Annotated in this window: 36 protein-coding genes; all 36 read right to left on the reverse strand. The window is 68.4% G+C overall.

Annotation, left to right across the window (positions count from 1 at the left end; genetic code table 11):
* Nucleotides 1-17 precede the first annotated feature (17 nt).
* Nucleotides 18-578, reverse strand: a complete 561-nt coding sequence (gene rplQ, locus ACLQ20_RS05775; RefSeq protein WP_132230911.1) for a 50S ribosomal protein L17 — start codon at nt 576-578, stop codon at nt 18-20.
* A 34-nt stretch (nt 579-612) separates the two neighbouring features.
* Nucleotides 613-1,635 carry a DNA-directed RNA polymerase subunit alpha gene (locus ACLQ20_RS05780; protein ID WP_013735931.1) on the reverse strand — a complete coding sequence of 341 codons (1,023 nt, stop codon included), beginning with the start codon at nt 1,633-1,635 and terminating at the stop codon, nt 613-615.
* 98 nt (nt 1,636-1,733) lie between these two features.
* Nucleotides 1,734-2,360 carry a 30S ribosomal protein S4 gene (gene rpsD, locus ACLQ20_RS05785; RefSeq protein WP_327029600.1) on the reverse strand — a complete coding sequence of 209 codons (627 nt, stop codon included), beginning with the start codon at nt 2,358-2,360 and terminating at the stop codon, nt 1,734-1,736.
* A gap of 14 nt (nt 2,361-2,374) precedes the next feature.
* Nucleotides 2,375-2,782, reverse strand: a complete 408-nt coding sequence (gene rpsK, locus ACLQ20_RS05790; RefSeq protein ID WP_020513613.1) for a 30S ribosomal protein S11 — start codon at nt 2,780-2,782, stop codon at nt 2,375-2,377.
* 91 nt (nt 2,783-2,873) lie between these two features.
* Entirely contained in the window at nt 2,874-3,254 is a 381-nt protein-coding gene (gene rpsM / locus ACLQ20_RS05795; protein ID WP_088998365.1) for a 30S ribosomal protein S13, read from the reverse strand.
* Between the two features lie 262 nt (nt 3,255-3,516).
* The gene (rpmJ, locus tag ACLQ20_RS05800) at nt 3,517-3,630 is read right to left on the reverse strand and encodes a 50S ribosomal protein L36 (RefSeq protein WP_012184307.1); all 114 of its coding nucleotides are present in this window, start codon (nt 3,628-3,630) and stop codon (nt 3,517-3,519) included.
* A gap of 93 nt (nt 3,631-3,723) precedes the next feature.
* The gene (gene infA, locus ACLQ20_RS05805; protein WP_007073013.1) at nt 3,724-3,945 is read right to left on the reverse strand and encodes a translation initiation factor IF-1; all 222 of its coding nucleotides are present in this window, start codon (nt 3,943-3,945) and stop codon (nt 3,724-3,726) included.
* A 228-nt stretch (nt 3,946-4,173) separates the two neighbouring features.
* Nucleotides 4,174-4,797 (reverse strand): DUF1707 SHOCT-like domain-containing protein, encoded by a 624-nt coding sequence (locus tag ACLQ20_RS05810; RefSeq protein WP_425854467.1) that lies wholly within the window; start codon nt 4,795-4,797, stop codon nt 4,174-4,176.
* 447 nt (nt 4,798-5,244) lie between these two features.
* The gene (gene map, locus ACLQ20_RS05815; protein WP_151453333.1) at nt 5,245-6,096 is read right to left on the reverse strand and encodes a type I methionyl aminopeptidase; all 852 of its coding nucleotides are present in this window, start codon (nt 6,094-6,096) and stop codon (nt 5,245-5,247) included.
* Nucleotides 6,097-6,189: 93 nt separating this feature from the next.
* A complete protein-coding gene (locus ACLQ20_RS05820; protein WP_151453332.1) occupies nt 6,190-6,843 on the reverse strand; it encodes an adenylate kinase in 654 nt (217 codons plus the stop codon).
* Nucleotides 6,844-8,172, reverse strand: a complete 1,329-nt coding sequence (gene secY / locus ACLQ20_RS05825; RefSeq protein ID WP_132230908.1) for a preprotein translocase subunit SecY — start codon at nt 8,170-8,172, stop codon at nt 6,844-6,846.
* Nucleotides 8,173-8,407: 235 nt separating this feature from the next.
* Entirely contained in the window at nt 8,408-8,851 is a 444-nt protein-coding gene (gene rplO / locus ACLQ20_RS05830; protein WP_121399885.1) for a 50S ribosomal protein L15, read from the reverse strand.
* On the reverse strand, nt 8,851-9,033 hold the full coding sequence (rpmD, locus tag ACLQ20_RS05835) for a 50S ribosomal protein L30 (RefSeq protein WP_074314584.1): 183 nt from the start codon (nt 9,031-9,033) through the stop codon (nt 8,851-8,853). Before rpmD ends, rplO begins: the two co-directional genes overlap by 1 nt.
* Nucleotides 9,033-9,647 (reverse strand): 30S ribosomal protein S5, encoded by a 615-nt coding sequence (gene rpsE / locus ACLQ20_RS05840; protein WP_132230907.1) that lies wholly within the window; start codon nt 9,645-9,647, stop codon nt 9,033-9,035. The genes rpmD and rpsE overlap by 1 nt, the downstream gene beginning before the upstream one ends.
* Before the next feature lie 33 nt (nt 9,648-9,680).
* A complete protein-coding gene (rplR, locus tag ACLQ20_RS05845; RefSeq protein WP_088998360.1) occupies nt 9,681-10,070 on the reverse strand; it encodes a 50S ribosomal protein L18 in 390 nt (129 codons plus the stop codon).
* The gene (gene rplF / locus ACLQ20_RS05850) at nt 10,067-10,609 is read right to left on the reverse strand and encodes a 50S ribosomal protein L6 (RefSeq protein WP_132230906.1); all 543 of its coding nucleotides are present in this window, start codon (nt 10,607-10,609) and stop codon (nt 10,067-10,069) included. Before rplF ends, rplR begins: the two co-directional genes overlap by 4 nt.
* 16 nt (nt 10,610-10,625) lie before the next feature.
* Complete coding sequence (rpsH, locus tag ACLQ20_RS05855; protein WP_073828943.1) at nt 10,626-11,033, reverse strand: 30S ribosomal protein S8; 408 nt, start codon at nt 11,031-11,033, stop codon at nt 10,626-10,628.
* A gap of 118 nt (nt 11,034-11,151) precedes the next feature.
* Nucleotides 11,152-11,337 carry a type Z 30S ribosomal protein S14 gene (locus tag ACLQ20_RS05860; RefSeq protein ID WP_007465272.1) on the reverse strand — a complete coding sequence of 62 codons (186 nt, stop codon included), beginning with the start codon at nt 11,335-11,337 and terminating at the stop codon, nt 11,152-11,154.
* Between the two features lies 1 nt (nt 11,338).
* Nucleotides 11,339-11,908, reverse strand: a complete 570-nt coding sequence (gene rplE / locus ACLQ20_RS05865; protein WP_132230905.1) for a 50S ribosomal protein L5 — start codon at nt 11,906-11,908, stop codon at nt 11,339-11,341.
* On the reverse strand, nt 11,908-12,228 hold the full coding sequence (gene rplX / locus ACLQ20_RS05870; RefSeq protein ID WP_007465276.1) for a 50S ribosomal protein L24: 321 nt from the start codon (nt 12,226-12,228) through the stop codon (nt 11,908-11,910). Before rplX ends, rplE begins: the two co-directional genes overlap by 1 nt.
* The gene (rplN, locus tag ACLQ20_RS05875) at nt 12,225-12,593 is read right to left on the reverse strand and encodes a 50S ribosomal protein L14 (RefSeq protein WP_007465279.1); all 369 of its coding nucleotides are present in this window, start codon (nt 12,591-12,593) and stop codon (nt 12,225-12,227) included. Before rplN ends, rplX begins: the two co-directional genes overlap by 4 nt.
* A 97-nt stretch (nt 12,594-12,690) precedes the next feature.
* Nucleotides 12,691-12,969 (reverse strand): 30S ribosomal protein S17, encoded by a 279-nt coding sequence (rpsQ, locus tag ACLQ20_RS05880; protein WP_151453331.1) that lies wholly within the window; start codon nt 12,967-12,969, stop codon nt 12,691-12,693.
* Nucleotides 12,966-13,202 (reverse strand): 50S ribosomal protein L29, encoded by a 237-nt coding sequence (gene rpmC, locus ACLQ20_RS05885; RefSeq protein ID WP_007073028.1) that lies wholly within the window; start codon nt 13,200-13,202, stop codon nt 12,966-12,968. The genes rpsQ and rpmC overlap by 4 nt, the downstream gene beginning before the upstream one ends.
* Complete coding sequence (rplP, locus tag ACLQ20_RS05890; RefSeq protein WP_007465292.1) at nt 13,202-13,627, reverse strand: 50S ribosomal protein L16; 426 nt, start codon at nt 13,625-13,627, stop codon at nt 13,202-13,204. The genes rpmC and rplP overlap by 1 nt, the downstream gene beginning before the upstream one ends.
* A 3-nt stretch (nt 13,628-13,630) precedes the next feature.
* On the reverse strand, nt 13,631-14,488 hold the full coding sequence (gene rpsC, locus ACLQ20_RS05895) for a 30S ribosomal protein S3 (RefSeq protein WP_151453330.1): 858 nt from the start codon (nt 14,486-14,488) through the stop codon (nt 13,631-13,633).
* Nucleotides 14,488-14,946 carry a 50S ribosomal protein L22 gene (gene rplV, locus ACLQ20_RS05900; protein ID WP_327029602.1) on the reverse strand — a complete coding sequence of 153 codons (459 nt, stop codon included), beginning with the start codon at nt 14,944-14,946 and terminating at the stop codon, nt 14,488-14,490. Before rplV ends, rpsC begins: the two co-directional genes overlap by 1 nt.
* A 40-nt stretch (nt 14,947-14,986) precedes the next feature.
* On the reverse strand, nt 14,987-15,268 hold the full coding sequence (gene rpsS, locus ACLQ20_RS05905; protein WP_088647003.1) for a 30S ribosomal protein S19: 282 nt from the start codon (nt 15,266-15,268) through the stop codon (nt 14,987-14,989).
* Nucleotides 15,269-15,280: 12 nt separating this feature from the next.
* Nucleotides 15,281-16,120: a 50S ribosomal protein L2 gene (gene rplB, locus ACLQ20_RS05910; protein ID WP_091627702.1), complete on the reverse strand. Its 840-nt coding sequence runs from the start codon at nt 16,118-16,120 to the stop codon at nt 15,281-15,283.
* Between the two features lie 12 nt (nt 16,121-16,132).
* On the reverse strand, nt 16,133-16,435 hold the full coding sequence (gene rplW / locus ACLQ20_RS05915; RefSeq protein WP_088998352.1) for a 50S ribosomal protein L23: 303 nt from the start codon (nt 16,433-16,435) through the stop codon (nt 16,133-16,135).
* A complete protein-coding gene (rplD, locus tag ACLQ20_RS05920; protein ID WP_151453328.1) occupies nt 16,432-17,082 on the reverse strand; it encodes a 50S ribosomal protein L4 in 651 nt (216 codons plus the stop codon). The genes rplW and rplD overlap by 4 nt, the downstream gene beginning before the upstream one ends.
* The gene (rplC, locus tag ACLQ20_RS05925) at nt 17,079-17,744 is read right to left on the reverse strand and encodes a 50S ribosomal protein L3 (protein WP_151453327.1); all 666 of its coding nucleotides are present in this window, start codon (nt 17,742-17,744) and stop codon (nt 17,079-17,081) included. Before rplC ends, rplD begins: the two co-directional genes overlap by 4 nt.
* A gap of 11 nt (nt 17,745-17,755) precedes the next feature.
* Nucleotides 17,756-18,064, reverse strand: a complete 309-nt coding sequence (gene rpsJ / locus ACLQ20_RS05930; protein WP_007073037.1) for a 30S ribosomal protein S10 — start codon at nt 18,062-18,064, stop codon at nt 17,756-17,758.
* 350 nt (nt 18,065-18,414) lie between these two features.
* The gene (gene tuf, locus ACLQ20_RS05935; RefSeq protein WP_151453326.1) at nt 18,415-19,608 is read right to left on the reverse strand and encodes an elongation factor Tu; all 1,194 of its coding nucleotides are present in this window, start codon (nt 19,606-19,608) and stop codon (nt 18,415-18,417) included.
* Between the two features lie 217 nt (nt 19,609-19,825).
* Complete coding sequence (fusA, locus tag ACLQ20_RS05940) at nt 19,826-21,922, reverse strand: elongation factor G (RefSeq protein WP_151453325.1); 2,097 nt, start codon at nt 21,920-21,922, stop codon at nt 19,826-19,828.
* 76 nt (nt 21,923-21,998) lie between these two features.
* Nucleotides 21,999-22,469, reverse strand: a complete 471-nt coding sequence (gene rpsG, locus ACLQ20_RS05945) for a 30S ribosomal protein S7 (RefSeq protein WP_077938296.1) — start codon at nt 22,467-22,469, stop codon at nt 21,999-22,001.
* Nucleotide 22,470: 1 nt separating this feature from the next.
* On the reverse strand, nt 22,471-22,845 hold the full coding sequence (rpsL, locus tag ACLQ20_RS05950) for a 30S ribosomal protein S12 (RefSeq protein WP_014440718.1): 375 nt from the start codon (nt 22,843-22,845) through the stop codon (nt 22,471-22,473).
* Between the last annotated feature and the right edge of the window lie 321 nt (nt 22,846-23,166).

Below are 23,166 nucleotides of genomic sequence, written 5' to 3' on the forward strand. Positions count from 1 at the left end.
CCCGACGGTGGCCTGGATCAGGCCTTGTCGTTCTCGCCGGCCTCGTCGCTGTCCTCGCGGGCGGCGGCGGTGTCGCCGGACGCCGACACGGGCGCCTCGGCGTCCTGGTCGCCCGAGTTCGACTTCGGGGCCTCCTCGGCCGGGGCGAGCGCCTCGACCTTGTCCTGCTGCGCGGCCTTGCGGGCGGCGGTCTTCTTGTTCGCCTTCGGCTCGGCGACCTGAAGCTCCTCGACCAGCTCGATGATCGCCATCGGCGCGTTGTCACCCTTGCGCGGACCGGTCTTCACGATCCGGGTGTAGCCACCGTTGCGGGTGGCGAACCGGGGGGCGATCTGGTCGAACAGGGCGTAGACCACGTCCTTGTCCTTGACGACGCCCAGCACCCGCCGGCGGGACGCCAGGTCGCCGCGCTTGGCCTTGGTGATGAGCTGCTCGGCCAGCGGACGCAGCCGCCGGGCCTTCGTCTCGGTGGTCTTGATCTTGCCGTGCTGGAACAGCGCAGTGGCCAGGTTGGCCAGCATCAGCCGCTCGTGCGCGGGGCTGCCGCCGAGGCGGGGGCCCTTGGTGGGCGTGGGCATGCTTGGTGCTCCTCAGGTGTGGCGGCAGCGCGGACTAGAGCTGCTCGGTCTCGCGATAGTCGTCGGTGTCGTAGTCGGCCTCGCCGAAGGCGTCCACGACGTGCGCCGGGTCGAAGTTCGGGGCCGAGTCCTTCAGCCCCAGACCCATCCCGGCGAGCTTCATCTTGACCTCGTCGATCGACTTCTGACCGAAGTTGCGGATGTCGAGGAGGTCGGCCTCGGTACGCCCGATGAGCTCACCAACGGAGTTGATGCCCTCGCGCTTGAGGCAGTTGTAGGAGCGGACGGTCAGGTCCAGCTCCTCGATCGGCAGCGCCAGGTCGGCCGCGAGCTGGGCGTCCTGCGGGGACGGCCCGATGTCGATGCCCTCGGCGGTCTCGTCCAGCTCCCGGGCCAGACCGAACAGCTCCACCAGCGTCGAGCCGGCGGAGGCCAGCGCGGTACGCGGGCCCATCGACGGCTTGGTCTCGACGTCGATGATCAGCCGGTCGAAGTCGGTCCGCTGCTCGACACGGGTCGCCTCGACGCGGTACGTCACCTTCAGCACCGGCGAGTAGATCGAGTCGACCGGGATCCGGCCGATCTCGGCGCCGGCCTGCTTGTTCTGCGCCGCCGTGACGTAGCCGCGACCCCGCTCGACGGTCAGCTCCATGTCGAGCCGGCCCTTGCCGTTGAGGGTGGCGAGCTTCAGGTCCGGGTTGTGCACCGAGACGCCGGCCGGCGGCTGGATGTCGCCCGCCGTCACGTCGCCCGGGCCCTGCTTGCGCAGGTACATGCTGACCGGCTCGTCGTGCTCGGAGCTGACGCAGAGCTCCTTGATGTTCATGACGAGCTCGACCACGTCCTCCTTGACACCGGGGATCGTGGTGAACTCGTGCAGCACGCCGTCGATCTTGATCGAGGTGACCGCCGCACCCGGGATCGACGACAGCAGCGTGCGCCGCAGCGAGTTGCCCAGGGTGTACCCGAAGCCCGGCTCCAGCGGCTCGATGGTGAACCGGGACCGGGTCTCGTTGATCGACTCCTCGGAGAGAGTCGGTCGCTGGCTGATGAGCATGTCTTCTCTTCTCTTCCGGGGCGCCCGCCATATGACGCCCACGACAAAGTGTTCCGGTGGCCCGCCCCGGAAGGGCGGGCCACCGCAACGAGCTCCGACTACTTGGAGTAGAGCTCGACGATCAGCTGCTCCTGGACCTGCGTGTCGATGACCTGGCGGGCCGGGAGCGAGTGCACGAGCACCTTCATCTGGCTGGGGATAGCCTCCAGCCACGCCGGAACCGACTTCGAGCCGGCCTGAGCCTGCGCGACGATGAACGGGGTGAGCTCCTTGCTCTTGCCCCGGACCTCGATGATGTCGTGCTCCTTGACGCGGAACGACGGGATGTCGACCTTCTTGCCGTTCACGGTGAAGTGACCGTGCTTGACGAGCTGGCGGGCCATGTCCCGGGACTGGGCGTAGCCAGCCCGGTAGACCACGTTGTCCAGCCGCGACTCGAGGATCTGCAGGAGAACCTCACCGGTCTTGGCCTTCTTGCCCACGGCCTCTTCGTAGTAGCCGCGGAACTGCTTCTCCAGCACGCCGTACACGCGGCGGGCCTTCTGCTTCTCACGGAGCTGGAGCAGGTACTCCGTCTCCTTCGTGCGGCCGCGGCCGTGCTGCCCGGGCGGGAACGGCCGGGACTCGAACGGGCACTTCGGACCATCGCACTTGCTGCCCTTGAGGAACAGCTTCATCTTCTCCCGCCGGCAACGGCGGCAGTCAGCACCGGTGTAACGAGCCATCTCTCTCTAACCTCTCAGACCCGGCGACGCTTCGGCGGACGGCACCCGTTGTGCGGCTGCGGCGTGACGTCGGCGATCTGCCCGACCTCGAGCCCGGCTGCCTGCAGCGAACGGATGGCGGTCTCCCGGCCGGAGCCGGGTCCCTTGACGAACACGTCGACCTTGCGCATGCCGTGCTCCATCGCCCGACGCGCGGCGGCCTCGGCGGCCAGCTGCGCGGCGAACGGGGTCGACTTGCGGGAGCCCTTGAAGCCCACCTGGCCCGAGGAGGCCCAGGAGATGACCGCACCGGTCGGGTCGGTGATCGACACGATGGTGTTGTTGAAGGTGCTCTTGATGTGCGCCTGCCCGTGGGCGACGTTCTTGCGTTCCTTGCGCCGGACCTTCTTGACAGCGGCTCCGGCACGAGCCTTCGGTGGCATAAGTCTGTGCGCTCCTAGTTGACTTTCCGGAACGGACCGCGAGATCCGGGCCTGCCTCGATCCGACATAGACCCGGATTCCGGTTTACGTCCTACTTCTTGCCGGGCTTCTTCTTGCCGGCCACGGTCCGCTTCGGGCCCTTGCGGGTCCGCGCGTTGGTCTTGGTCCGCTGGCCACGCACGGGCAGGCCCCGGCGGTGCCGGATACCCGCGTAGCAGCCGATCTCGACCTTGCGGCGGATGTCAGCGGCGACCTCGCGGCGCAGGTCGCCTTCAACCTTGTAGTTGCCCTCGATGTGGTTACGGAGCTGGACCAGCTCCTCGTCCGTGAGGTCCCGGACGCGCTTGTCCGGCGAGATGCCGGTGGCAGAGAGCGTCTCCAGGGCCCGGGTGCGACCCACGCCGAAGATGTAGGTGAGCGCGATCTCCATCCGCTTCTCGCGGGGGAGGTCGACGCCGACTAGACGTGCCATGTGCGGGCGTACTCCTCGTGATGTTCTGGCGGAGGTGTGGACCCGTCCCACCCCGCTACCGACCGTTCCGCCACCGGCGTCGTGCGCCGGCGACCAGGTCGGTCGCTGCCCGAGCGGGCCCCGGCCTCCGACCGGGGGTCAACCACGATGAGGTACGCGACGCGCACCGCCCGCGGCTGGGACGAGCATGTGATTCGGTGTCTGGATCTGCGGCCCGGACCGATTTCGACCGACCGTTGTCACACGGCCGGCCGGAACTGGTTCAGCCCTGGCGCTGCTTGTGGCGCGGGTCGGTGCAGATGACCATGACCCGGCCGTGCCGGCGAATGACCCGGCACTTGTTGCAGATCCTCTTGACGCTCGGCTTGACCTTCACGGTTGCCTTACTTCCCATCTGGCCCGACGACGCGCCGAGGCGCGACACCGGACGTCGAAGACGGACACGGGGACGTCCCGGCCGCCGTCAGGCTTACTTGTAGCGGTAGACGATGCGCCCGCGGGTCAGGTCGTACGGCGAGAGTTCGACGACGACCCGGTCCTCCGGCAGGATGCGGATGTAGTGCTGCCGCATCTTGCCGCTGATGTGAGCCAGCACCTTGTGGCCGTTCGCGAGCTCCACCCGGAACATGGCGTTCGGCAGGGGCTCGATGACCCGACCCTCGATCTCGATGGCTCCGTCTTTTTTCGGCATGTCCTCCGCTGTCCTGACGTCGGTTACTCCGGACGGCCCACAACGTCTTACACGGGCCACCGATCAAGATCAGCTTGCCCGCGCCAGCCGCGGCTCCGACTCCCACCGAAGCGCAGGGTGGGCATGCCGGAGTGGACGCTGTGCGCCGATCAGAAAGTGTACGCCCGCCTGCGGGCCGTCGCCAAACCGGCCGGGAATCGGTGCGTCGAACCGGACGGAACGGGCCATTCACACCTCGGCGTCGGCCCCGCCGGGCCGGCCCTCCCGCTGGGCCGCCGGCAGCTCCCCCACCGGGCTCCGGTGCCCCTCCTCGGCGGCAGGCAGCTCCCGCTTGCGCGCCCGCTTGGCCCGGCGGCGCTCGCGCCGTCGCTCCCGCTGCTCAGCCTCCCGCCGCGGCTCCCCGCTGACGAGACCGGCGACCGTGCGCACCACGAGCACCCCTCCCCACGGCCCGGCCACCCAGACGGGCCAGAAGTAGAGCAGGTCCGTGGAGAGCGCGGACGTCACCGCCCAGATGGTCACCGTGATCGCGACCACCCGCAGGTACGGCAGCCAGACCTCGGCCAGCCACCGGGCCGTCACGGACGAGGTCGCCGACGACCGGACACCCTCCGCCGGCGACGGGACGGTCTCCGGCCGCGTGGCGAGCTCCGACGCCGCCGGGGACGCCGGCGCCGGCAGGTCGATCACCAGCGCGTCCAGCTCGCCGTAGGTGCGCGCGGCGTACGCCCGCTGCAACCGCTCGTCGTACTCGTGCAGGTCCAGCCGGCCCTCGTCGACGGCCACCCGCAGCCGCTCCGCCACCGCCTGGCGGTCGGCGTCAGCGGCCCGCATCCCGTCGCGTCCCTCCATGCCCGCAAGCATGCCACCGCTCCACCAGCCGCTGCCCCTCCCGCCGCTGCGCGTCCGGGACCCGGGCGGGCGCCCCGGCCGGCGGTCGAGGCGGCGGCGCGTCGGAGCCCCGACTCGTGCCGGTCCGGCATCGCGCAGCCGGGCCCCGCGACTCCGGCCCTCGGTGCGGTCGCCCTCCGGTCCCTGTGGGCGGTCGCCGTCCGGGCCCTCGGGTCGAGTCGCCGTCGAGGCCCTCGGTGCGGTCGCCCTCGGGCCCTCGGTCCGCATCGCCGTCCAGGCCCTCGGTGCGGTCACCATCCGGGCCCTGGGGCGGTCGCCGTCGAGGCCCTCGATGCGGTCGCCGTCCAGGCCCTTGAGGCACGTCGCCCTCCGGCCCCTTGGGCGGCTGGTGCGTGCCTCAGAGGGCGGGAGGACGGGATGCGGCGCCCGGCGGAGCGCTGCTGGGGCTCAGCGAGCCGGCGAGTCCGCGGGCTGCCGGGAGGTGACCAGCTCGCCCAGGCGGGCGCGCCCGCCGTCCGGCGCGGTCAGCACCCAGACGCCGTCCGGGAGCAATGCCATCGTGTGCTCGACGTGCACCGCCATCGACCGGTCCCGGGTGATCACGGTCCAGCCGTCGGAGAGCTCGACCGTCCGGGGCGAGCCCATCGTGATCATCGGCTCGATGGCCAGCGCCATGCCCGGCACCAGACGCGGACCCTTGCCCGGCCGCCCGTGGTTGAGCACGTGCGGGTCCTGGTGCATCTCGGTGCCGATGCCGTGCCCGCCGTAGCCGTCGACGATGCCGTACCGCCCGCCCTTGCGGACCGCGTCCTCGACGGCGTGCGAGATGTCGGTGAGGCGGCCCTTGCCGCTGGCCGCGCCGCGGGCGGCTGCGGCGATGCCCGCCCACATGGCGTCCTCGGCCACCGCCGCCATCTTCAGCAGCGCCGGTTCGACCTCGCCCACCCCGACGGTGATGGCGGCGTCGCCGTGCCAGCCGTCGAGCACCGCACCGCAGTCGATGGAGATCATGTCCCCGTCGCGGAGCACCTGCCGCGCCGACGGGATGGCGTGCACGACCTGCTCGTTGACCGACGAGCAGATCGACGCGGGAAAGCCGTGGTAGCCCTTGAAGGAGGGGGCGGCACCGGCCTCGCGGATGGTCGACTCGGCGATGGCGTCCAGGTCGGCGGTGCTGACCCCTGGGGCAACCGCCTCCCGCATCCGACGCAGCGCCTCGGCGACCACCAGCCCGGCGGCCCGCATCTTCTCGATCTGGTCAGGGGTCTTCAGCTGGATGTCCAGCTGGGGACGACGCATGGAGCCGTTACCTTTCGTTGCAGATGCCGAAGAGCGGGGCACGTCAGGCGTACCCCGCTCTTCGCACTCTATCCGCCGGACCCCGGCGGGACGTCAGCCGCCGTACGAGCGCAGGGCGTCGATGGCGCGGACGGTGACGTCCTCCACCGGGCCGGTGGCGTCGATGCCCACCAGCTTGCCCTGGGCGCCGTAGTAGTCGACCAGCGGCGCGGTCTTGTCCGCGTACTCGCGCAGGCGGGTGGCGATGGTCTCCGGCTTGTCGTCGTCGCGCTGGAACAGCTCGGCGCCGCACCGGTCGCAGATGCCGTCACGCGAGGTGGCGTCGAACTCGACGTGCCAGATCTTGCCGCACCCCCGGCAGGTACGCCGACCGGAGAGCCGCCGGATCACCTCGTCGTCGTCGACGACCAGCTCCAGCACCAGGTCCAGCGCGGTGCCCAGGTCGGCGAGGAGCTTGTCCAGCGCGGCGGCCTGCGGCGTCGTGCGCGGGAAGCCGTCGAGCAGGAAGCCCTCGGAGGCGTCCGGCTCGGCGAGCCGGTCCCGCACCATGTTGATGGTGACCTCGTCGGGCACCAGCTCACCGGCGTCCATGTAGCGCTTCGCCTCGACGCCGAGCGGGGTGCCCTGCGAGACGTTCGACCGGAAGATGTCGCCGGTCGAGATCTTCGGGACCGAGAGGTGCGCGGCGATGAACTCGGCCTGCGTGCCCTTGCCCGCACCCGGCGGGCCAACCAGAACGAGTCTCATCTACCGCAGGAACCCTTCGTAGTTCCGCTGCATGAGTTGGCTCTCGATCTGCTTCGTGGTCTCCAGACCGACGCCGACCATGATCAGCACAGCGGTGCCGCCGAACGGGAAGTTCAGGTACTGCTGCTTGTCCAGCCAGATGAAGAAGAAGTTCGGCAGGATCGAGATGATGCCCAGGTAGAGGGCGCCCGGCAGCGTGATCCGACTGAGGATGAAGTCGAGGTAGTCGGCGGTCGGCTTGCCCGGGCGGATGCCCGGCACGAAGCCGCCGTACTTCTTCATGTTGTCCGCGACCTCGGTCGGGTTGAACGTGATCGAGACGTAGAAGTACGTGAAGAAGATGATCAGCAGGAAGTAGACCGCGATGTAGATCGGGCTGGTCGGGTCCACCAGGTTGTTCTGGATCCACGCCTGCGTCTTGCCCGGGTTGTTCTGGTCGAAGAACTGCAGCGCCAGCTGGGGCAGGTAGAGCAGCGAGGAGCCGAAGATGACCGGGATGACACCCGCCTGGTTGACCTTCAGCGGGATGTAGGTCGAGGTGCCGCCGTACATCCGCCGGCCGATCATGCGCTTGGCGTACTGCACCGGGATCCGGCGCTGCGCCTGCTCGATGAAGGTGACCGCGGTGATGACCACCAGGACCAGCGCGATGACGAGGAGGAACTTGCCCCAGCCACCGGTCTGCTTGATCTGCCAGCCCTCGCTGGGGAGCCGGGCGGCGATCGAGGTGAAGATCAGGACGGACATGCCGTTGCCGACGCCGCGGTCGGTGATCAGCTCACCGAGCCACATCACCACGCCGGTGCCGGCGGTCATCGTCATGACCAGGAGGCTGAGGGTCAGCCAGTCCGGGATCCCGGTCCCCTCGGGGATGATCGGGAACTGGTCGCACTGGTTGTTGAAGAGCTGCCCGGAGCGGGCCAGCGCCACGAACGCCGACGCCTGGAGGACACCCAGGCCCAGGGTCAGGTAGCGGGTGTACTGGGTGATCTTCGCCTGGCCGGACTGGCCCTCCTTGCGGAGCTGCTCCAGCCGGGGGATCACCACCGTCAGCAGCTGCAGGATGATCGACGCTGTGATGTAGGGCATGATGCCCAGCGCGAAGACCGAGAGCTGCAGCAGCGCGCCGCCGGAGAAGAGGTTGAGCAGGTTCATCACGCCCGTGGAGCCGTTCTCCATGGCGTCGATGCACTTCTGGACGTTGCCGTACGAGACACCCGGGCTGGGCAGCGTCGCCCCGAGCCGGTAGACCGCGATGATGCCTACTGTGAACAGCAGCTTCTTGCGCAGGTCAGGCGTACGGAACGCACTGAGAAAGGCGGACAGCAACTTCTTCCTCCTGCGCGAGGCGGGCCGCCGGTGATCCCTGGCGGGGCGGGTTGGGTGCCGGGCGAGTGCCCGATATCCATGGCTGGGAAGGGACTCTAACAGCCCGATCCCCGTCCGGGCAGATGTGCCCGGCTACATAAACCGAATCCGATGTTACCCGGCGCACACATGCCAGGCAGACCATGACGCCCGCCCAGTTTCGAGAACTGAGCGGGCGCCTTGGATCGTGCAGCCCTTACAGCTCGGTGACGGAGCCACCGGCGGCGGTGATCTTCTCCTTGGCCGACGCACTGAACGCGTGCGCCGACACCTGGAGAGCGACCCCGCCCAGGTCCCCGGTGCCGAGGACCTTGACCGGGTGGCCCTTGCGGACCGCGCCGGCCTCGACCAGCTCGAGCGGGCCGACCTGGCCGCCGTTCGGGAACAGCTCGGCGAGCCGGTCCAGGTTGACCACCTGGAAGACCACCTTGAACTTGTTCTTGAAGCCCTTCATCTTCGGCAGGCGCATGTGGATGGGCATCTGCCCACCCTCGAACGCCGCCGAGATGTTCTTGCGGGCCTTGGAACCCTTGGTACCGCGACCGGCGGTCTTGCCCTTGGAGCCCTCACCGCGACCCACACGGGTCTTCGCGGTCTTGGCACCGGGCGCCGGGCGCAGGTGGTGGACCTTGATCGTCATTACTCGACCTCCTCGACCTTCACGAGGTGGTTGACCGTGAAGATCATGCCGCGGATCTCCGGACGGTCCTCCTTGACCACCACGTCGTTGATCCGCTTGAGACCGAGCGAACGCAGCGAGTCACGCTGGTTCTGCTTGGTCCCGATCCCGGACCGGACCTGGGTGACCTTCAGGCGAGCCATCAGGAAGCCACCCCCGCCCGCGACGCCAGCATGGCGGCCGGCGCGACGTCCTCGACCGGCAGGCCACGACGGGCGGCGACGGCCTCGGGGGACTCGAGCCCCTTCAGCGCCGCCACGGTGGCGTGCACGATGTTGATCGGGTTCGACGAACCGAGGCTCTTGGAGAGCACGTCGTGGATACCCGCGCACTCCAGCACGGCACGCACCGGGCCACCGGCGATGACACCCGTACCGGCGGACGCCGGCTTGAGCAGCACCACACCGGCCGCGGCCTCACCCGTCACCGGGTGCGGGATCGACGCGGCGATCCGCGGCACCTTGAAGAAGTGCTTCTTGGCCTCCTCGACGCCCTTGGCGATCGCCGCGGGCACCTCCTTGGCCTTTCCGTAGCCCACACCGACGGTGCCGTCGCCGTCGCCCACGATCACCAGGGCGGTGAAGCTGAAGCGACGACCGCCCTTCACGACCTTGGCGACGCGGTTGATCGCGACGACCCGCTCGAGGTGCGGGGTCTTCTCGACGGGCGCGTTTCCGCGGCCGCCCTCACGGCGGTTGTCGCGGCGACCACCCTCGTTGCCACCGGACCCGCCGCCACGGCGCTGTTGACCTGGCATCAGCAGCCTTCCTTCTCTCTCGTGACGGGGTTTCTAGAACTCGAGCCCGGCTTCGCGGGCGGCGTCGGCAAGCGCGGCGACCCGCCCCGCGTACCGGTTGCCACCGCGGTCGAAGACGACCTTGGAGACGCCGGCGGCCTTGGCACGCTCGGCGAGCAGGGCGCCGACCTTGCCGGCCAGGGCGCTCTTGTCGCCCTCCGTGCCGCGCAGCGAGGCGTCCAGGGTCGAGGCCGACGCCAGGGTGTGACCCTTGGTGTCGTCCACGATCTGGGCCACGATGTGCCGCAGGGAGCGGGTGACCACGAGGCGGGGACGCTCGGCGGTGCCGCTGACGTTCTTGCGGACCCGGAAGTGCCGGCGCGCACGCCCGACGGCACGCTTGGCGGCGACGCCGCGGCGGCGCTTGAGCAGCGTGGCGCTCACTTCTTACCTGCCTTTCCAGCCTTGCGGCGGATGACCTCGCCCTGGTACTTCACGCCCTTGCCCTTGTAGGGCTCCGGCGGGCGGATCTTCCGGATGTTGGCGGCAACCTCACCGACGAGCTGCTTGTCGATGCCGGCCACGTGGAACAGCGTCGGCCTCTCCACCGTGAAGGTGATGCCGTCCGGCGCCGGCACGTGCACCGGGTGCGAGAACCCGAGCGCGAACTCCAGGTCCTTGCCCTTGGCGGTCACGCGGTAACCGGTGCCGGCGATCTCCAGGCTCTTGCGGTAGCCCTCGGTGACGCCGACGATCATGTTGGCGACCAGGGTACGGCTGAGGCCGTGCAGTTCCTTGGCCTTGCGCTCGTCGTTCGGGCGGTTGACGTTCAGCTGCCCGTCCTCGGCCCGGTCGATCGTGATCGGCTCGGCCAGGGTGTGCGAGAGCTCGCCCTTCGGGCCCTTGACCTTGACGGTCTGCCCGTCGATCGTGATGTCGACGCCGGTCGGCACCGGGATCGACTTACGTCCAATACGCGACATTTCTACCTGTCTCCCGTTACCAGACGAAGGCGAGGACTTCCCCGCCAACGCTCCGCTTGCGGGCCTGCCGGTCGGTCAGCAGCCCCTGGGACGTCGAAATGATCGCCACGCCCAGCCCGCCGAGCACCCGCGGGAGCCCGTCCGACTTGGCGTAAACCCGCAGACCGGGCTTGGACACTCGCTTGATGCCGGCCAGGCTCCGCTCCCGGTTCTGGCCGTACTTCAGCTCGACGACCAGTCGCTTGCCGACGGCGCCCTCCTCGGGCTCCTCGACCGACCAGGTGGCGATGTAGCCCTCGGCCTTGAGGACCTCGGCGATGTTCGCCTTGATCTTCGAGTAGGGCATCGTCACCTGGTCGTGGTACGCCTGGTTGGCGTTACGCAGACGCGTGAGCATGTCTGCGATCGGGTCGGTCATCGTCATGGATTTCGTCAGCCTTTCTCGCCGGGGTTCCCGAGGCGACACGCCCCGGGCCTACGGCGAAGAGCAATACGTGATCGGTGCAAGGGGTCCCGGCCCGAAGGCCGGGACGCGGTCGCCCTTACCAGGAAGCCTTGGACACGCCCGGCAGCTCACCGCGGTGGGCCATCTCCCGGATGCAGACCCGGCAGAGACCGAACTTGCGGTAGACCGCCTTGGGGCGCCCGCACCGCTGGCAGCGGGTGTACGCGCGAACCGAGAACTTCGGCTTCGCGGCCGCCTTGATGATCAGCGCCTTCTTGGCCATCTCAGTTCTCCTTGAACGGGAAGCCCAGGAGCTTGAGCAGCGCCCGGCCCTCGTCGTCGGTCGTGGCGGTCGTGACCACCGTGATGTCCATGCCCCGCTGCCGATCGATCTTGTCCTGGTCGATCTCGTGGAACACCGACTGCTCGGTCAGACCGAACGTGTAGTTGCCGTGCCCGTCGAGCTTGCGCCCGTCCAGACCGCGGAAGTCGCGGATACGCGGCAGCGCGATCGACAGCAGCCGGTCCAGGAACTCCCACATCCGGTCGCCGCGGAGGGTCACCTTCGCGCCGATCGGCATGCCCTCGCGGAGCTTGAACTGCGCGATGGACTTGGTCGCCCGCCGCACCTGCGGCTTCTGGCCGGTGATGGTGGCCAGGTCCCGGACGGCGCCGTCGATCAGCTTGGCGTCCCGGGCGGCCTCGCCGACACCCATGTTGACGACGATCTTGACGAGCCGCGGCACCTGCATCGGGTTGCCGAACTGGTGCTGCTCCTGCAGCTGCGCCACGATCTCGTTGCGGTACCGCTCCTTGAGGCGCGGCATGGTCTTGGTTTCGGTAGCCGTGGTCATCACAGGTCCTTACCGGTGCTACGCGCGATGCGGACCTTCTGGCCGTTGTCGTCGATCCGGTAACCGACGCGGGTCGGCTTGCCGTCGGAGTCCAGGACCTGCACGTTCGAGACGTGGATCGGGGCCTCCTGGGTGACGATGCCACCGGTCTTGGCGCCACGCTGGGTGGTGCTGATGCGGGTGTGCTTCTTGACCCGGTTCACGCCCTCGACCAGGACCTTGTCCTGCCGCGGGTAGGCCGCGATGACCTTACCCTTGGCACCCTTGTCCTTGCCGGCGATGACGACGACCGTGTCGCCCTTCTTGACCTTCACGGTCACAACACCTCCGGCGCGAGAGAGATGATCTTCATGAACCGCTTGTCCCGCAGCTCCCGGCCCACCGGGCCGAAGATGCGGGTACCGCGCGGGTCCCCGCCGTCCTTGATGATGACGGCGGCGTTCTCGTCGAAGCGGATGTACGAACCGTCCGGCCGCCGCCTCTCCTTGGCGGTGCGAACGACGACGGCCTTGACGACGTCGCCCTTCTTCACACCGGCACCCGGGATCGCGTCCTTGACGGTGGCCACGATGACGTCGCCGATACTCGCGTAGCGCCGACCGGAGCCACCGAGAACCCGGATGCACAGGATCTCCCGGGCACCCGTGTTGTCGGCGACGCGCAGTCGCGACTCCTGCTGAATCACGTCTATCTCCTATGTCTGCCGGTTCTCCGGCCGCGCATGGCGGCCGGAGCCTGGCGGAACCCGCGCCCGACTGACGCCGGGCGAGCTCGAGCCTTCGCTACTTGGCCTTTTCCAGGATCTCCACGATCCGCCACCGCTTCGTGGCGGACAGCGGCCGGGTCTCCATGATCATGACCCGGTCGCCGATGCCGGCGGTGTTCTGCTCGTCGTGCACCTTCAACTTGCGCGTACGGCGCATGATCTTGCCGTACAGCGCGTGCTTGACCCGGTCCTCGACCTCGACGACGACGGTCTTTTCCATCTTGTCGCTGACCACGAGGCCCTCACGCACCTTGCGGCGGGCCCGCGCGGCGGCGGTGGTGGTGTTCTCGCTCATGATGCAGTCACCTCAGTCGGCGCGGCCGAGAGACCCAGCTCGCGCTCACGCATGATCGTGTAGATCCGGGCGATCTCCCGACGGATGACCTGCAACCGCCGGTTGTTGTCCAGCTGGCCGGTCGCGGCCTGCACGCGGAGGTTGAACAGCTCCGCCTTGGCCTCGCGCAGCTTCGTGACCAGCTCCTCCTCGGAGAGCTCACGCAGCTCGGAGGCCTTAACGCCCGCTGCCATCAGGATTCACCCACTTCGCGCGTAACAATGCGGCACTTCATCGGGAGCTTGTGGATCGCGCGACGCATCGCCTCTCGCGCGATCTGCTCGTTGGGGAAGGACATCTCGAAGAGAACCCGCCCCGGCTTGACGTTGGCGACCCACCACTCGGGCGAGCCCTTACCGGAACCCATCCGGGTCTCCGCCGGCTTCTTGGTGAGAGCCTGGTCCGGGAAGATCGTGATCCAGACCTTGCCACCACGCTTGATGTGGCGGGTCATCGCGATACGCGCCGACTCGATCTGGCGGTTCGTCACGTACGCCGGCTCGAGAGCCTGGATCCCGAACTCGCCGAACACCACCCGGTTACCACCCTTGGACGCGCCACTGCGGTCCGGGTGGTGCGGCTTGCGGAAGCCCTTCGGGGGCTTGCGCGGCATCAGCATCTGTCAGCCCTCCTGCTGCGTTTCTGCCGCGGCGGCGACGGCGGCGGGATCCACCGCGTCACCACTCGGCGTCTCGGCCTGCTGCGCGATGGTCGTCGCGGCGGCGGCCCGGCCGGCCTCGGTCCCGCCGGCGGTCGTGCCGGACGAGCCGGACCGACCACGGCGCGGCCGCTCCGGGCGGTCGCCACGGTCACGGCGCGGACGCGACGGAGCCTCGGTCGGGGTCTCCCGGCCCGGCACCGCGTCGCCCTTGTAGATCCAGACCTTCACGCCGATCCGGCCGAAGCTCGTACGGGCCTCGAAGAAGCCGTACTCGATGTTGGCCCGCAGCGTGTGCAGCGGAACCCGGCCCTCGCGGTAGAACTCGGTCCGGCTCATCTCGGCGCCGCCGAGGCGACCCGAGACCTGGACCCGGATGCCCTTGCAGACCGGGTTCTTCATCGCGGACTGCATGGCCTTGCGCATCGCCCGACGGAAGCTGACCCGGCTGGAGAGCTGCTCAGCCACACCCTGTGCGACGAGCTGCGCGTCCGACTCGGGGTTCTTCACCTCGATGATGTTCAGCTGGACCTGCTTGCCGGTCAGCTTCTCGAGCTCGCCGCGGATCCGGTCGGCCTCCGCACCCTTACGGCCGATGACGATGCCCGGCCGGGCGGTGTGGATGTCGACGCGGACCCGGTCGCGGGTGCGCTCGATGTCGACCTTGGAGATGCCGGCGCGCTCGAGGCCCTTGGACATCATGCGGCGGATCTTGACATCCTCGCCGATGTAGTCCTTGTAGAGCTTGTCCGCGAACCAGCGGGACTTCCAGTCGGTCGAGATGCCGAGCCGGAACCCGTGCGGGTGAACCTTCTGACCCATTACTCGGCGTCCTCCGTCTTGCTCTGCGTCTCGGCCGGCTCCGCCTGCTTCGCCGGGGCAGCCTTCTTCGCGGCCGCCTTCTTCGGCGCGGCCGGCGCCACCGCCTCCACCGCGACGGTGATGTGGCAGGTGCGCTTGCGGATCCGGTACGCCCGGCCCTGCGCCCGCGGCTGGAACCGCTTCATGGTCGGGCCCTCGTCGACGTACGCCTCGCTGACGAGCAGCGCGTCGGGGTCCAGCCGCTCGTTGTTCTCCGCGTTGGCGATGGCGCTCGCGAGCACCTTGTACACCTGCTCGCTCGCAGCCTGCGGCGCGAACTGCAGCACCGTGAGCGCCTCCTTCGCGGGCAGGCCGCGGACGAGGTTGACCACCCGGCGCGCCTTCATCGGCGAGATGCGCACGTGCCGCGCAATCGCCCGCGCGCCCGGAAGCACCGGAGCGTCGCCCTTTCCTGGCATCGCTGTAACCCCTTGTTCCTCTATCCGTATGCCCGCGGCGTCAGCGCCGACGGCTCTTCCGGTCGTCCTTCTCGTGACCCTTGAACGTGCGGGTCAGCGCGAACTCGCCGAGCTTGTGCCCGACCATCGCCTCGGTCACGAACACCGGGACGTGCTTGCGTCCGTCGTGCACGGCGATCGTGTGGCCCAGCATCTCGGGGATGATCGTCGAGCGCCGCGACCAGGTCTTGATGACGTTCTTCGAGCCCTTGTCGTTCTGCGTCTCCACCTTCTTGAGCAGGTGGTCGTCGATGAACGGGCCCTTCTTCAGGCTGCGAGGCATGTCTTATCTCCCTCAGCCGCGCTTACGCGTGGCGTAGCGGCGGCGGACGATCAGCCGGTCACTCGGCTGGCCCTTACGACGGGTGCGGCCCTCGGGCTTACCCTGCGGGTTGACCGGGTGGCGACCACCGGAGGTCTTACCCTCACCACCACCGTGCGGGTGGTCGACCGGGTTCATCGCGACACCACGGACGGTCGGGCGCTTGCCCTTCCACCGCATACGGCCGGCCTTGCCCCAGTTGATGTTCGACTGGTCGGCGTTGCCGATCTCGCCGATGCTGGCGCGGCAGCGGACGTCGACCCGCCGGATCTCGCCGGACGGCATGCGCAGGGTCGCGTACACACCCTCACGGCCGAGCAGCTGGATGCCGACGCCGGCCGAGCGGGCCAGCTTGGCGCCGCCGCCCGGACGCAGCTCCACGTTGTGGATCGTGGTACCGACCGGGATGTTGCGCAGCGGCAGGTTGTTGCCCGGCTTGATGTCGGCGCCCGGACCCGACTCGACGCGGTCGCCCTGCTTCATGTCCTTCGGCGCGAGGATGTAGCGCTTCTCGCCGTCGGCGTAGTGCAGCAGCGCGATGCGCGCGGTGCGGTTCGGGTCGTACTCGATGTGGGCGACCTTCGCCGGCACGCCGTCCTTGTCGACCCGCTTGAAGTCGATCAGACGGTACTGGCGCTTGTGGCCGCCACCGTGGTGCCGCGCGGTGATCCGGCCGTGGGCGTTACGCCCGCCCTTCTTCGGCAGCGGAGCCAGCAGCGACTTCTCGGGCGTCGACCGGGTGATCTCAGCGAAGTCGGCGACGCTGGAGCCACGCCGGCCCGGCGTCGTCGGCTTGTACTTACGGATAGCCATTGTCTACACCCCTCAGCTGACCGGGCCGCCGAAGGCCTCGATACGGTCACCGTCAGCCAGCTTCACGATCGCCCGCTTGGTGGCCTTACGCTGCCCGAAACCGGTCTTGGTCCGCTTGCGCTTGCCCTGGCGGTTGAGCGTGTTGACCGTCAGGACGCGGACGTCGAAGATCTGCTGGATCGCGATCTTGATCTCGGTCTTGTTCGCGTCCGGGTGCACCAGGAAGGTGTACCAGTTGCGGTTCAGCTCGCTGTAGCTCTTCTCCGAGACGACCGGCGCCACGATGATGTCGCGCGGGTCGGCGATCGTGCTCACTTGCCACCCTCCTCGGTGGTCTCGGCGGGAACACCCAGGAACTCGTCCAGGGCGTCCTTGGTGAAGACCACGTCGTCGGCCACCAGCACGTCGTACGTGTTGAGCTGGCCGGCCTCGATCAGGTGCACCCGCGGCTCGTTGCGCAGCGACACCCAGTTCAGCTCGTCGGTGCTGCTCAGCACGACCAGGACCCGACGGGCCTCGGTCAGCTTGGTCAGCGTGGCCAGGGCGGCCTTGGTCGACGGCTTCTCACCCGAGACGAACGCCTCGACGACGTGCACCTGCCCGGCGCGGGCCCGGTCGGAGAGGGCGCCACGCAGGGCGGCGGCCTTCATCTTCTTCGGGGTCCGCTGGCTGTAGTCGCGCGGCACGGGGCCGTGCACGACGCCACCGCCGGCGAACTGCGGCGCGCGGATCGAGCCCTGCCGGGCGCGACCGGTGCCCTTCTGCTTGTACGGCTTCTTGCCGCCACCGGCGACCTCGCCGCGGGTCTTGACCTTGTGCGTGCCCTGCCGGGCCGCCGCGAGCTGGGCCACCACGACCTGGTGCATCAGCGCGACGTTGGCCTGGACGTCGAAGATGTCGGCGGGCAGCTCGACGGAGCCGCTCTTGGAGCCTTCGACGGTGAGGACGTCAACGGTGGTCACTTGGCCGCACCGCCCTTCTTCGCCTTGGTCTTGGCCGCGGTACGGACCAGGACCAGCGCGCCCTTGGGGCCGGGAATGGCGCCACGGACGAGCAGGAGGTTGTTCTCGGTGTCGACCGCCTGGACGGTCAGGTTCTGCACGGTGTAGCGCACGCCACCCATGCGGCCGGCCATCCGGGTGCCCTTGAAGACACGACCCGGGGTGGCGCAGGCGCCGATGGAGCCCGGCGAGCGGTGCTTGCGCTCGACACCGTGGCTGGCGCGCAGACCGTGGAAGCCGTGCCGCTTCATCGGGCCGGCGTAGCCCTTGCCCTTGGTCTTGCCGGTCACGTCGATGGAGACGCCGACCGGGAACTCCTCGACCGTGATCTCCTGGCCGAGCGAGTAGTCCGCCGCGTCGGCGGTGCGCAGCTCGACGATGTGCCGGCGCGGCGCGACGTCGGCCTTCGCGTAGTGCCCGCTGATCGGCTTCTTGACCTTGCGCGGGTCGATCGTGCCGTACGCGAGCTGGACCGCGGAGTAACCGTCCTTCTCGGCGCTACGAACCTGGCTGATGACGCACGGGCCGGCCTCGACCACGGTCACCGGGACAACACGGTTGTTGTCCCAGACCTGGGTCATGCCGAGCTTGGCGCCCAGGATCCCCTTGACTTGCCTGTCCATTTGTCCGGTCCCTACAGCTTGATCTCGATGTCGACGCCAGCCGGCAGGTCGAGGCGCATGAGCGAGTCGACCGTCTTCGGGGTCGGGTCGATGATGTCGATCAGCCGCTTGTGCGTGCGCATCTCGAAGTGCTCGCGCGAGTCCTTGTACTTGTGCGGCGAGCGGATAACGCAGAAACGGTTGATCTCCGTGGGCAGCGGCACCGGGCCCGCGACCTGCGCCCCGGTACGCGTCACCGTCTCGACGATCTTCCGAGCCGAGGAGTCGACGACCTCGTGGTCATAGGCCTTGAGCCGGATGCGGATCTTCTGTCCCGCCATGGTGGCTTCTGTTCCTTCTCTCGATGCCGCTGTGTTGCGGGCGCCTGTACCGGCTGGCACAGGCCCACTTCGCCGACCCCCGCGGTCGGGCGTGTCGCGCCCTCGGGCCAGGCTCCGCCCCGGGACTCCGGAGCGACTCTGACCGCGCGGTGGGTCAAGGCGTCGATCGCACTACCGCGACCTGAACGCCGTGCGAGGGTGGTTGGCGGACGGGCCGCCAACCACCCTACGCTCGACTGCTCTGCCACCCGGAGGTTCAGCGAAAGCCGAACACAGGCAGCGAACTGTCGTTACGCAACCTGACTAGTATGCCGCACGACCGGCGGCGGGTCTAATCGGGGTTACCTAGCTCACTTGATGATCTTGGTGACGAACCCGGCGCCGACGGTGCGGCCACCCTCGCGGATCGCGAACTTGAGGTTCTCCTCCATGGCGATGGGCTGGATCAGCTTCACCGTCATGGTGGTGTTGTCACCCGGCATGACCATCTCGGTGCCCTCGGGGAGGGTGACGACACCGGTGACGTCCGTGGTCCGGAAGTAGAACTGCGGACGGTAGTTCTGGAAGAACGGGGTGTGGCGGCCACCCTCCTCCTTGGAGAGGATGTAGACCGTCGCCTCGAACTCCGTGTGCGGGGTCGTGGTGCCCGGCTTGATGACGACCATGCCGCGCTCGACGTCCTCGCGCTTGATGCCACGCAGCAGCAGACCGACGTTCTCGCCCGCGCGGGCCTCGTCGAGCAGCTTGCGGAACATCTCGATGCCGGTGCAGGTGGTCTTCATCGACTTCTCGCGGATGCCGACGATCTCCACCTCCTCGTTCGGCTTGAGCACGCCACGCTCGGCGCGGCCGGTGACGACCGTGCCACGACCGGTGATCGTGAAGACGTCCTCGATGGGCATGAGGAACGGCTTCTCGGTCTCGCGCTCCGGCTGCGGGATCGCGGTGTCGACCGCGGTCATCAGGTCCAGCAGCTTGCCGGTCCACTCGGGGTCACCCTCGAGGGCCTTCAGCGCCGAGACCCGCACGACCGGCAGGTCGTCGCCCGGGTACTCCTGGTTCGACAGCAGCTCACGGACCTCGAGCTCGACGAGCTCCAGGAGCTCCTCGTCGTCGACCATGTCGCTCTTGTTGAGCGCCACGACGATGTACGGCACGCCGACCTGGCGGGCCAGCAGCACGTGCTCGCGGGTCTGCGGCATCGGGCCGTCGGTCGCCGCGACCACCAGGATCGCGCCGTCCATCTGGGCGGCACCGGTGATCATGTTCTTGATGTAGTCGGCGTGACCGGGGCAGTCGACGTGCGCGTAGTGCCGCGCCTCGGTCTGGTACTCGACGTGCGCGATGGAGATCGTGATGCCGCGGGCCTTCTCCTCCGGCGCCTTGTCGATCTCGTCGAACGGCGTGTACGGGTTCAGGTCCGGGTACTGGTCGTGCAGGACCTTGGTGATGGCCGCCGTCAGCGTCGTCTTACCGTGGTCGATGTGACCAATGGTGCCGATGTTGACGTGCGGCTTAGTCCGCTCGAACTTCGCCTTCGCCACTGGGTCCTCCTGTGGACTTCTTGGTTCGTACGCCCGGCGCGCCGGTCGGCGCTTAGGACTCTGTCGACAGCCTTTCCGGCCTGACGGCCGGAGAGCTTTGGTGGGTTCTGCGGCGATGAAGCCTACAGGCCCGGTCTCACGCGTTCCGACCGAGGTGGTCGCGGGCGGGAGCACCCTCCCGCGACCGCCTCGGATCATCGATCACGTCAGGTGAGGGTCACTCACCCGTCGCCTTGGCGATGATCTCCTTCGCGACCGAGGACGGAACCTCGGCGTAGGAGTCGAACTGCATGCTGTAGCTAGCCCGGCCCTGGGTCTTCGACCGCAGGTCGCCGACGTAGCCGAACATCTCCGACAACGGCACCAGAGCCTTGACGACGCGGGCGCCGCTGCGCTCCTCCATCGCCTGGATGATGCCGCGGCGGGAGTTGAGGTCGCCGATGACGTCACCCATGTTCTCCTCAGGAGTGGTGACCTCAACGGCCATCATCGGCTCGAGGAGCGCGGGGTCGGCCTTGCGGGCCGCCTCCTTCATCACCATCGAGCCGGCGATCTTGAATGCCATTTCCGACGAGTCGACCTCGTGGTACTGGCCGTCCAGCAGGGTGAGCTTGACACCCACCAGCGGGAAGCCGGCGAGGATGCCGTACTGCATGGCGTCCTGCGCGCCCGCGTCCACCGACGGGATGAACTCCCGGGGGATGCGGCCACCGGTGACGGCGTTGGCGAACTCGTAGGTCGGGGCGTCGTTGCCGAGCGGCAGCGGCTCCAGGCTGATGATCACCCGGGCGTACTGGCCGGAACCACCGGTCTGCTTCTTGTGGGTGTACTCGACCTTGTCCACCTTGCGGCGGATGGTCTCGCGGTACGCCACCTGCGGCTTACCGATGTTGGCCTCGACGTTGAACTCGCGGCGCATCCGGTCGACCAGGATGTCCAGGTGCAGCTCGCCCATGCCGGAGATGACCGTCTGACCGGTCTGGTCGTCCAGCTTGACGCGGAAGGTCGGGTCCTCCTCGGCCAGCCGCTGGATGGCGGTGCTGAGCTTCTCCTGGTCGGCCTTGGTCTTCGGCTCGATGGCGACCTCGATGACCGGCTCCGGGAAGGTCATCGACTCCAGGATGACCGGGTTCGCCGGGTCGCACAGGGTGTCACCGGTGGTGGTCTGCTTGAGACCCTGCACCGCGATGATGTCGCCAGCCTGGGCCGAGCTGCGCTCTTCCCGCTTGTTGGCGTGCATCTGGTAGATCTTGCCGATCCGCTCCTTGCGGTCCTTGGTGGAATTGACCACCTGGGAGCCGGACTCGAGCGTGCCGGAGTAGATCCGCACGTAGGTGAGCTTGCCGAGGTGCTTGTCCGTCTGGATCTTGAAGGCGAGGCCCGAGAAGGGCTCCGACTTCGACGGCTTCCGCTGCAGCGGGGTCTCGCCGTCGGTGGCCGTACCCTCGATCGCCGGGATGTCCAGCGGCGACGGCAGGTACGCGATGACCGCGTCCAGCATCGGCTGGATGCCCTTGTTCTTGAAGGCGGTGCCGGTGAGGACCGGGTTGGCCTTGCCGGCGATGGTGGCCCGACGGATGGCGTCCTTCATCTCCTCGACGGAGATCTCCTCGCCCTCCAGGTACTTCTCCATCACCGCGTCGTCGACGTCGGCCAGGGTCTCCACCAGCTTCTCGCGCCACTCCGCGGCGGAGTCGGCGAGGTCGGCCGGGATCTCCTCGATCGCGTAGTCCTCACCCTTCTGCGTCTCGCCGCGCCAGGTGAGGGCCCGCATCTCGACCAGGTCGACCACGCCGATGAAGTCGGACTCGGCGCCGATCGGGATCTGGAGGACCAGCGGGGTGGCGTTGAGCCGGTCGATCATCATCTGCACGCAGCGGAAGAAGTCGGCACCGGTCCGGTCGAGCTTGTTGACGAAGCACATCCGGGGGACGTTGTACTTGTCCGCCTGCCGCCAGACGTTCTCCGTCTGCGGCTCCACGCCGGCGACACCGTCGTAGACCGCGACCGCGCCGTCCAGCACCCGCAGCGACCGCTCGACCTCGACCGTGAAGTCGACGTGGCCGGGCGTGTCGATGATCTGGATCGTGTGGCCCTTCCACTCACACTTGGTAGCAGCGGAGGTGATGGTGATACCACGCTCCTGCTCCTGCTCCATCCAGTCCATGACGGCACCGCCCTCGTGGACCTCACCGATCTTGTACGTGATGCCGGTGTAGAACAGGATCCGCTCGGTGGTGGTGGTCTTACCGGCATCGATGTGGGCCATGATGCCGATGTTGCGTACGTTGGCGAGCGCGTCTGCGGCGGCCACTTCAATCCCTACTTATCGTCGTCTCGACACAACTGGTGGCGGTTCCGGCGCCCTCGCGGGCGCCGGAACCAGGGTGTTACCAGCGGTAGTGCGCGAAGGCCTTGTTGGACTCGGCCATCTTGTGCGTGTCCTCGCGCCGCTTGACGGCGGCACCGAGGCCGTTGCTCGCGTCCAGCAGCTCGTTCATCAGCCGCTCGATCATGGTCTTCTCACGACGGGCGCGGGAGTAGGTGACCAGCCAGCGCAGGCCCAGGGTGGTCGCCCGGGCGGGGCGGACCTCGACCGGGACCTGGTAGGTGGCGCCACCGACGCGGCGGCTACGCACCTCGAGAGTCGGCTTGACGTTGTCCATCGCCCGCTTGAGGGTGACGACCGGGTCGGTGCCGGACTTCTCACGGCAGCCCTCGAGGGCGGCGTAGACGATGCGCTCGGCGAGCTGACGCTTACCACGCAGGAGGATCTTGTTCACCAACTGGGTGACCAGCGGCGAGTTGTACACCGGGTCAGCGACCAGCGGCTTCCGCGGAGCGGGTCCCTTACGCGGCATGTCAGCTCTTCTCCTTCTTCGCGCCGTAACGGCTGCGCGCCTGCTTGCGGTTGCGGACACCCTGGGTGTCCAGCGAACCGCGGACGATCTTGTAACGCACGCCGGGGAGGTCCTTCACCCGGCCGCCGCGGACGAGCACGATCGAGTGCTCCTGCAGGTTGTGGCCGACGCCCGGGATGTAGGCGGTCACCTCGATCTGGCTGCTGAGCTTGACACGAGCGACCTTGCGCAGCGCCGAGTTCGGCTTCTTCGGGGTGGTGGTGTACACGCGGGTGCACACGCCGCGCCGCTGAGGGGAACCCTTCAGCGCCGGGGTCTTGGTCTTACTCGTCTTAGCCTGGCGGCCCTTTCGGACCAGCTGCTGGATCGTGGGCACCGGGTTTCTCCGCTCCCTTCGACCGCCTGGTGGCGGCCGCACCGTCTGCCGTAGCCGACCAGATGGTCGACTCTCCTACATTCCGACCAGGGCCACCTCGCGGTGGTCCCGGCACCCGCGGTCGGGCGTGTCGCCCAGCTCACGGCCCCGGCGCCGACGCTCGCGCGTTGTCGACGGGGTCTTGCACCGGCGCACGGCAGGCCGCGCGCCGGATCTTTGGCTTTGTCGTGCTCCCACGCGATCTCCGGCTCACCGGATCCAGCGCACGCACGAGTTGCCCGGGCTGGCCCGGGCACAAGGGGAAAGAGTACCTACCACAAC

It is taken from the genome of Micromonospora sp. DT46, assembly GCF_049841735.1.
GTDB lineage: Bacteria > Actinomycetota > Actinomycetes > Mycobacteriales > Micromonosporaceae > Micromonospora > Micromonospora reichwaldensis.

Bases quoted from the DNA above. Each gene is read 5' to 3' on its own strand.
- rpsK (WP_020513613.1), bottom strand. From the start codon at position 2,782: ATGCCACCGAAGGCTCGTGCCGGAGCCGCTGTCAAGAAGGTCCGGCGC.
- rpmD (WP_074314584.1), bottom strand. From the start codon at position 9,033: ATGGCTCGCCTGAAGGTCACCCAGGTCCGGTCCGGGATCGGGACCAAG.
- rplE (WP_132230905.1), bottom strand. From the start codon at position 11,908: ATGACCACGGCTACCGAAACCAAGACCATGCCGCGCCTCAAGGAGCGG.
- rpsC (WP_151453330.1), bottom strand. From the start codon at position 14,488: ATGGGTCAGAAGGTTCACCCGCACGGGTTCCGGCTCGGCATCTCGACC.
- ACLQ20_RS05780 (WP_013735931.1), bottom strand. From the start codon at position 1,635: ATGCTCATCAGCCAGCGACCGACTCTCTCCGAGGAGTCGATCAACGAG.
- infA (WP_007073013.1), bottom strand. From the start codon at position 3,945: ATGCCGAAAAAAGACGGAGCCATCGAGATCGAGGGTCGGGTCATCGAG.
- rplQ (WP_132230911.1), bottom strand. From the start codon at position 578: ATGCCCACGCCCACCAAGGGCCCCCGCCTCGGCGGCAGCCCCGCGCAC.
- rplV (WP_327029602.1), bottom strand. From the start codon at position 14,946: ATGCCAGGAAAGGGCGACGCTCCGGTGCTTCCGGGCGCGCGGGCGATT.
- rpsQ (WP_151453331.1), bottom strand. From the start codon at position 12,969: ATGAGCGAGAACACCACCACCGCCGCCGCGCGGGCCCGCCGCAAGGTG.
- rplO (WP_121399885.1), bottom strand. From the start codon at position 8,851: ATGACGATCAAGGTCCACCACCTGCGCCCGGCGCCCGGTGCCAAGACC.
- ACLQ20_RS05860 (WP_007465272.1), bottom strand. From the start codon at position 11,337: ATGGCCAAGAAGGCGCTGATCATCAAGGCGGCCGCGAAGCCGAAGTTC.
- rpmC (WP_007073028.1), bottom strand. From the start codon at position 13,202: ATGGCAGCGGGCGTTAAGGCCTCCGAGCTGCGTGAGCTCTCCGAGGAG.
- rpsM (WP_088998365.1), bottom strand. From the start codon at position 3,254: ATGGCACGTCTAGTCGGCGTCGACCTCCCCCGCGAGAAGCGGATGGAG.
- rpsG (WP_077938296.1), bottom strand. From the start codon at position 22,469: ATGCCGCGTAAGGGACCCGCTCCGCGGAAGCCGCTGGTCGCTGACCCG.
- ACLQ20_RS05820 (WP_151453332.1), bottom strand. From the start codon at position 6,843: ATGAGACTCGTTCTGGTTGGCCCGCCGGGTGCGGGCAAGGGCACGCAG.
- rpsH (WP_073828943.1), bottom strand. From the start codon at position 11,033: ATGACGATGACCGACCCGATCGCAGACATGCTCACGCGTCTGCGTAAC.
- rplP (WP_007465292.1), bottom strand. From the start codon at position 13,627: ATGCTGATGCCGCGCAAGCCCCCGAAGGGCTTCCGCAAGCCGCACCAC.
- rpsE (WP_132230907.1), bottom strand. From the start codon at position 9,647: ATGCCAGGTCAACAGCGCCGTGGCGGCGGGTCCGGTGGCAACGAGGGT.
- map (WP_151453333.1), bottom strand. From the start codon at position 6,096: ATGCGTCGTCCCCAGCTGGACATCCAGCTGAAGACCCCTGACCAGATC.
- rplC (WP_151453327.1), bottom strand. From the start codon at position 17,744: ATGGACAGGCAAGTCAAGGGGATCCTGGGCGCCAAGCTCGGCATGACC.
- rplB (WP_091627702.1), bottom strand. From the start codon at position 16,120: ATGGCTATCCGTAAGTACAAGCCGACGACGCCGGGCCGGCGTGGCTCC.
- rpsD (WP_327029600.1), bottom strand. From the start codon at position 2,360: ATGGCTCGTTACACCGGTGCTGACTGCCGCCGTTGCCGGCGGGAGAAG.
- rplF (WP_132230906.1), bottom strand. From the start codon at position 10,609: ATGTCGCGTATTGGACGTAAGTCGATCCCGGTGCCGACCGGCGTCGAC.
- rpsJ (WP_007073037.1), bottom strand. From the start codon at position 18,064: ATGGCGGGACAGAAGATCCGCATCCGGCTCAAGGCCTATGACCACGAG.
- rpsS (WP_088647003.1), bottom strand. From the start codon at position 15,268: ATGCCTCGCAGCCTGAAGAAGGGCCCGTTCATCGACGACCACCTGCTC.
- ACLQ20_RS05810 (WP_425854467.1), bottom strand. From the start codon at position 4,797: ATGGAGGGACGCGACGGGATGCGGGCCGCTGACGCCGACCGCCAGGCG.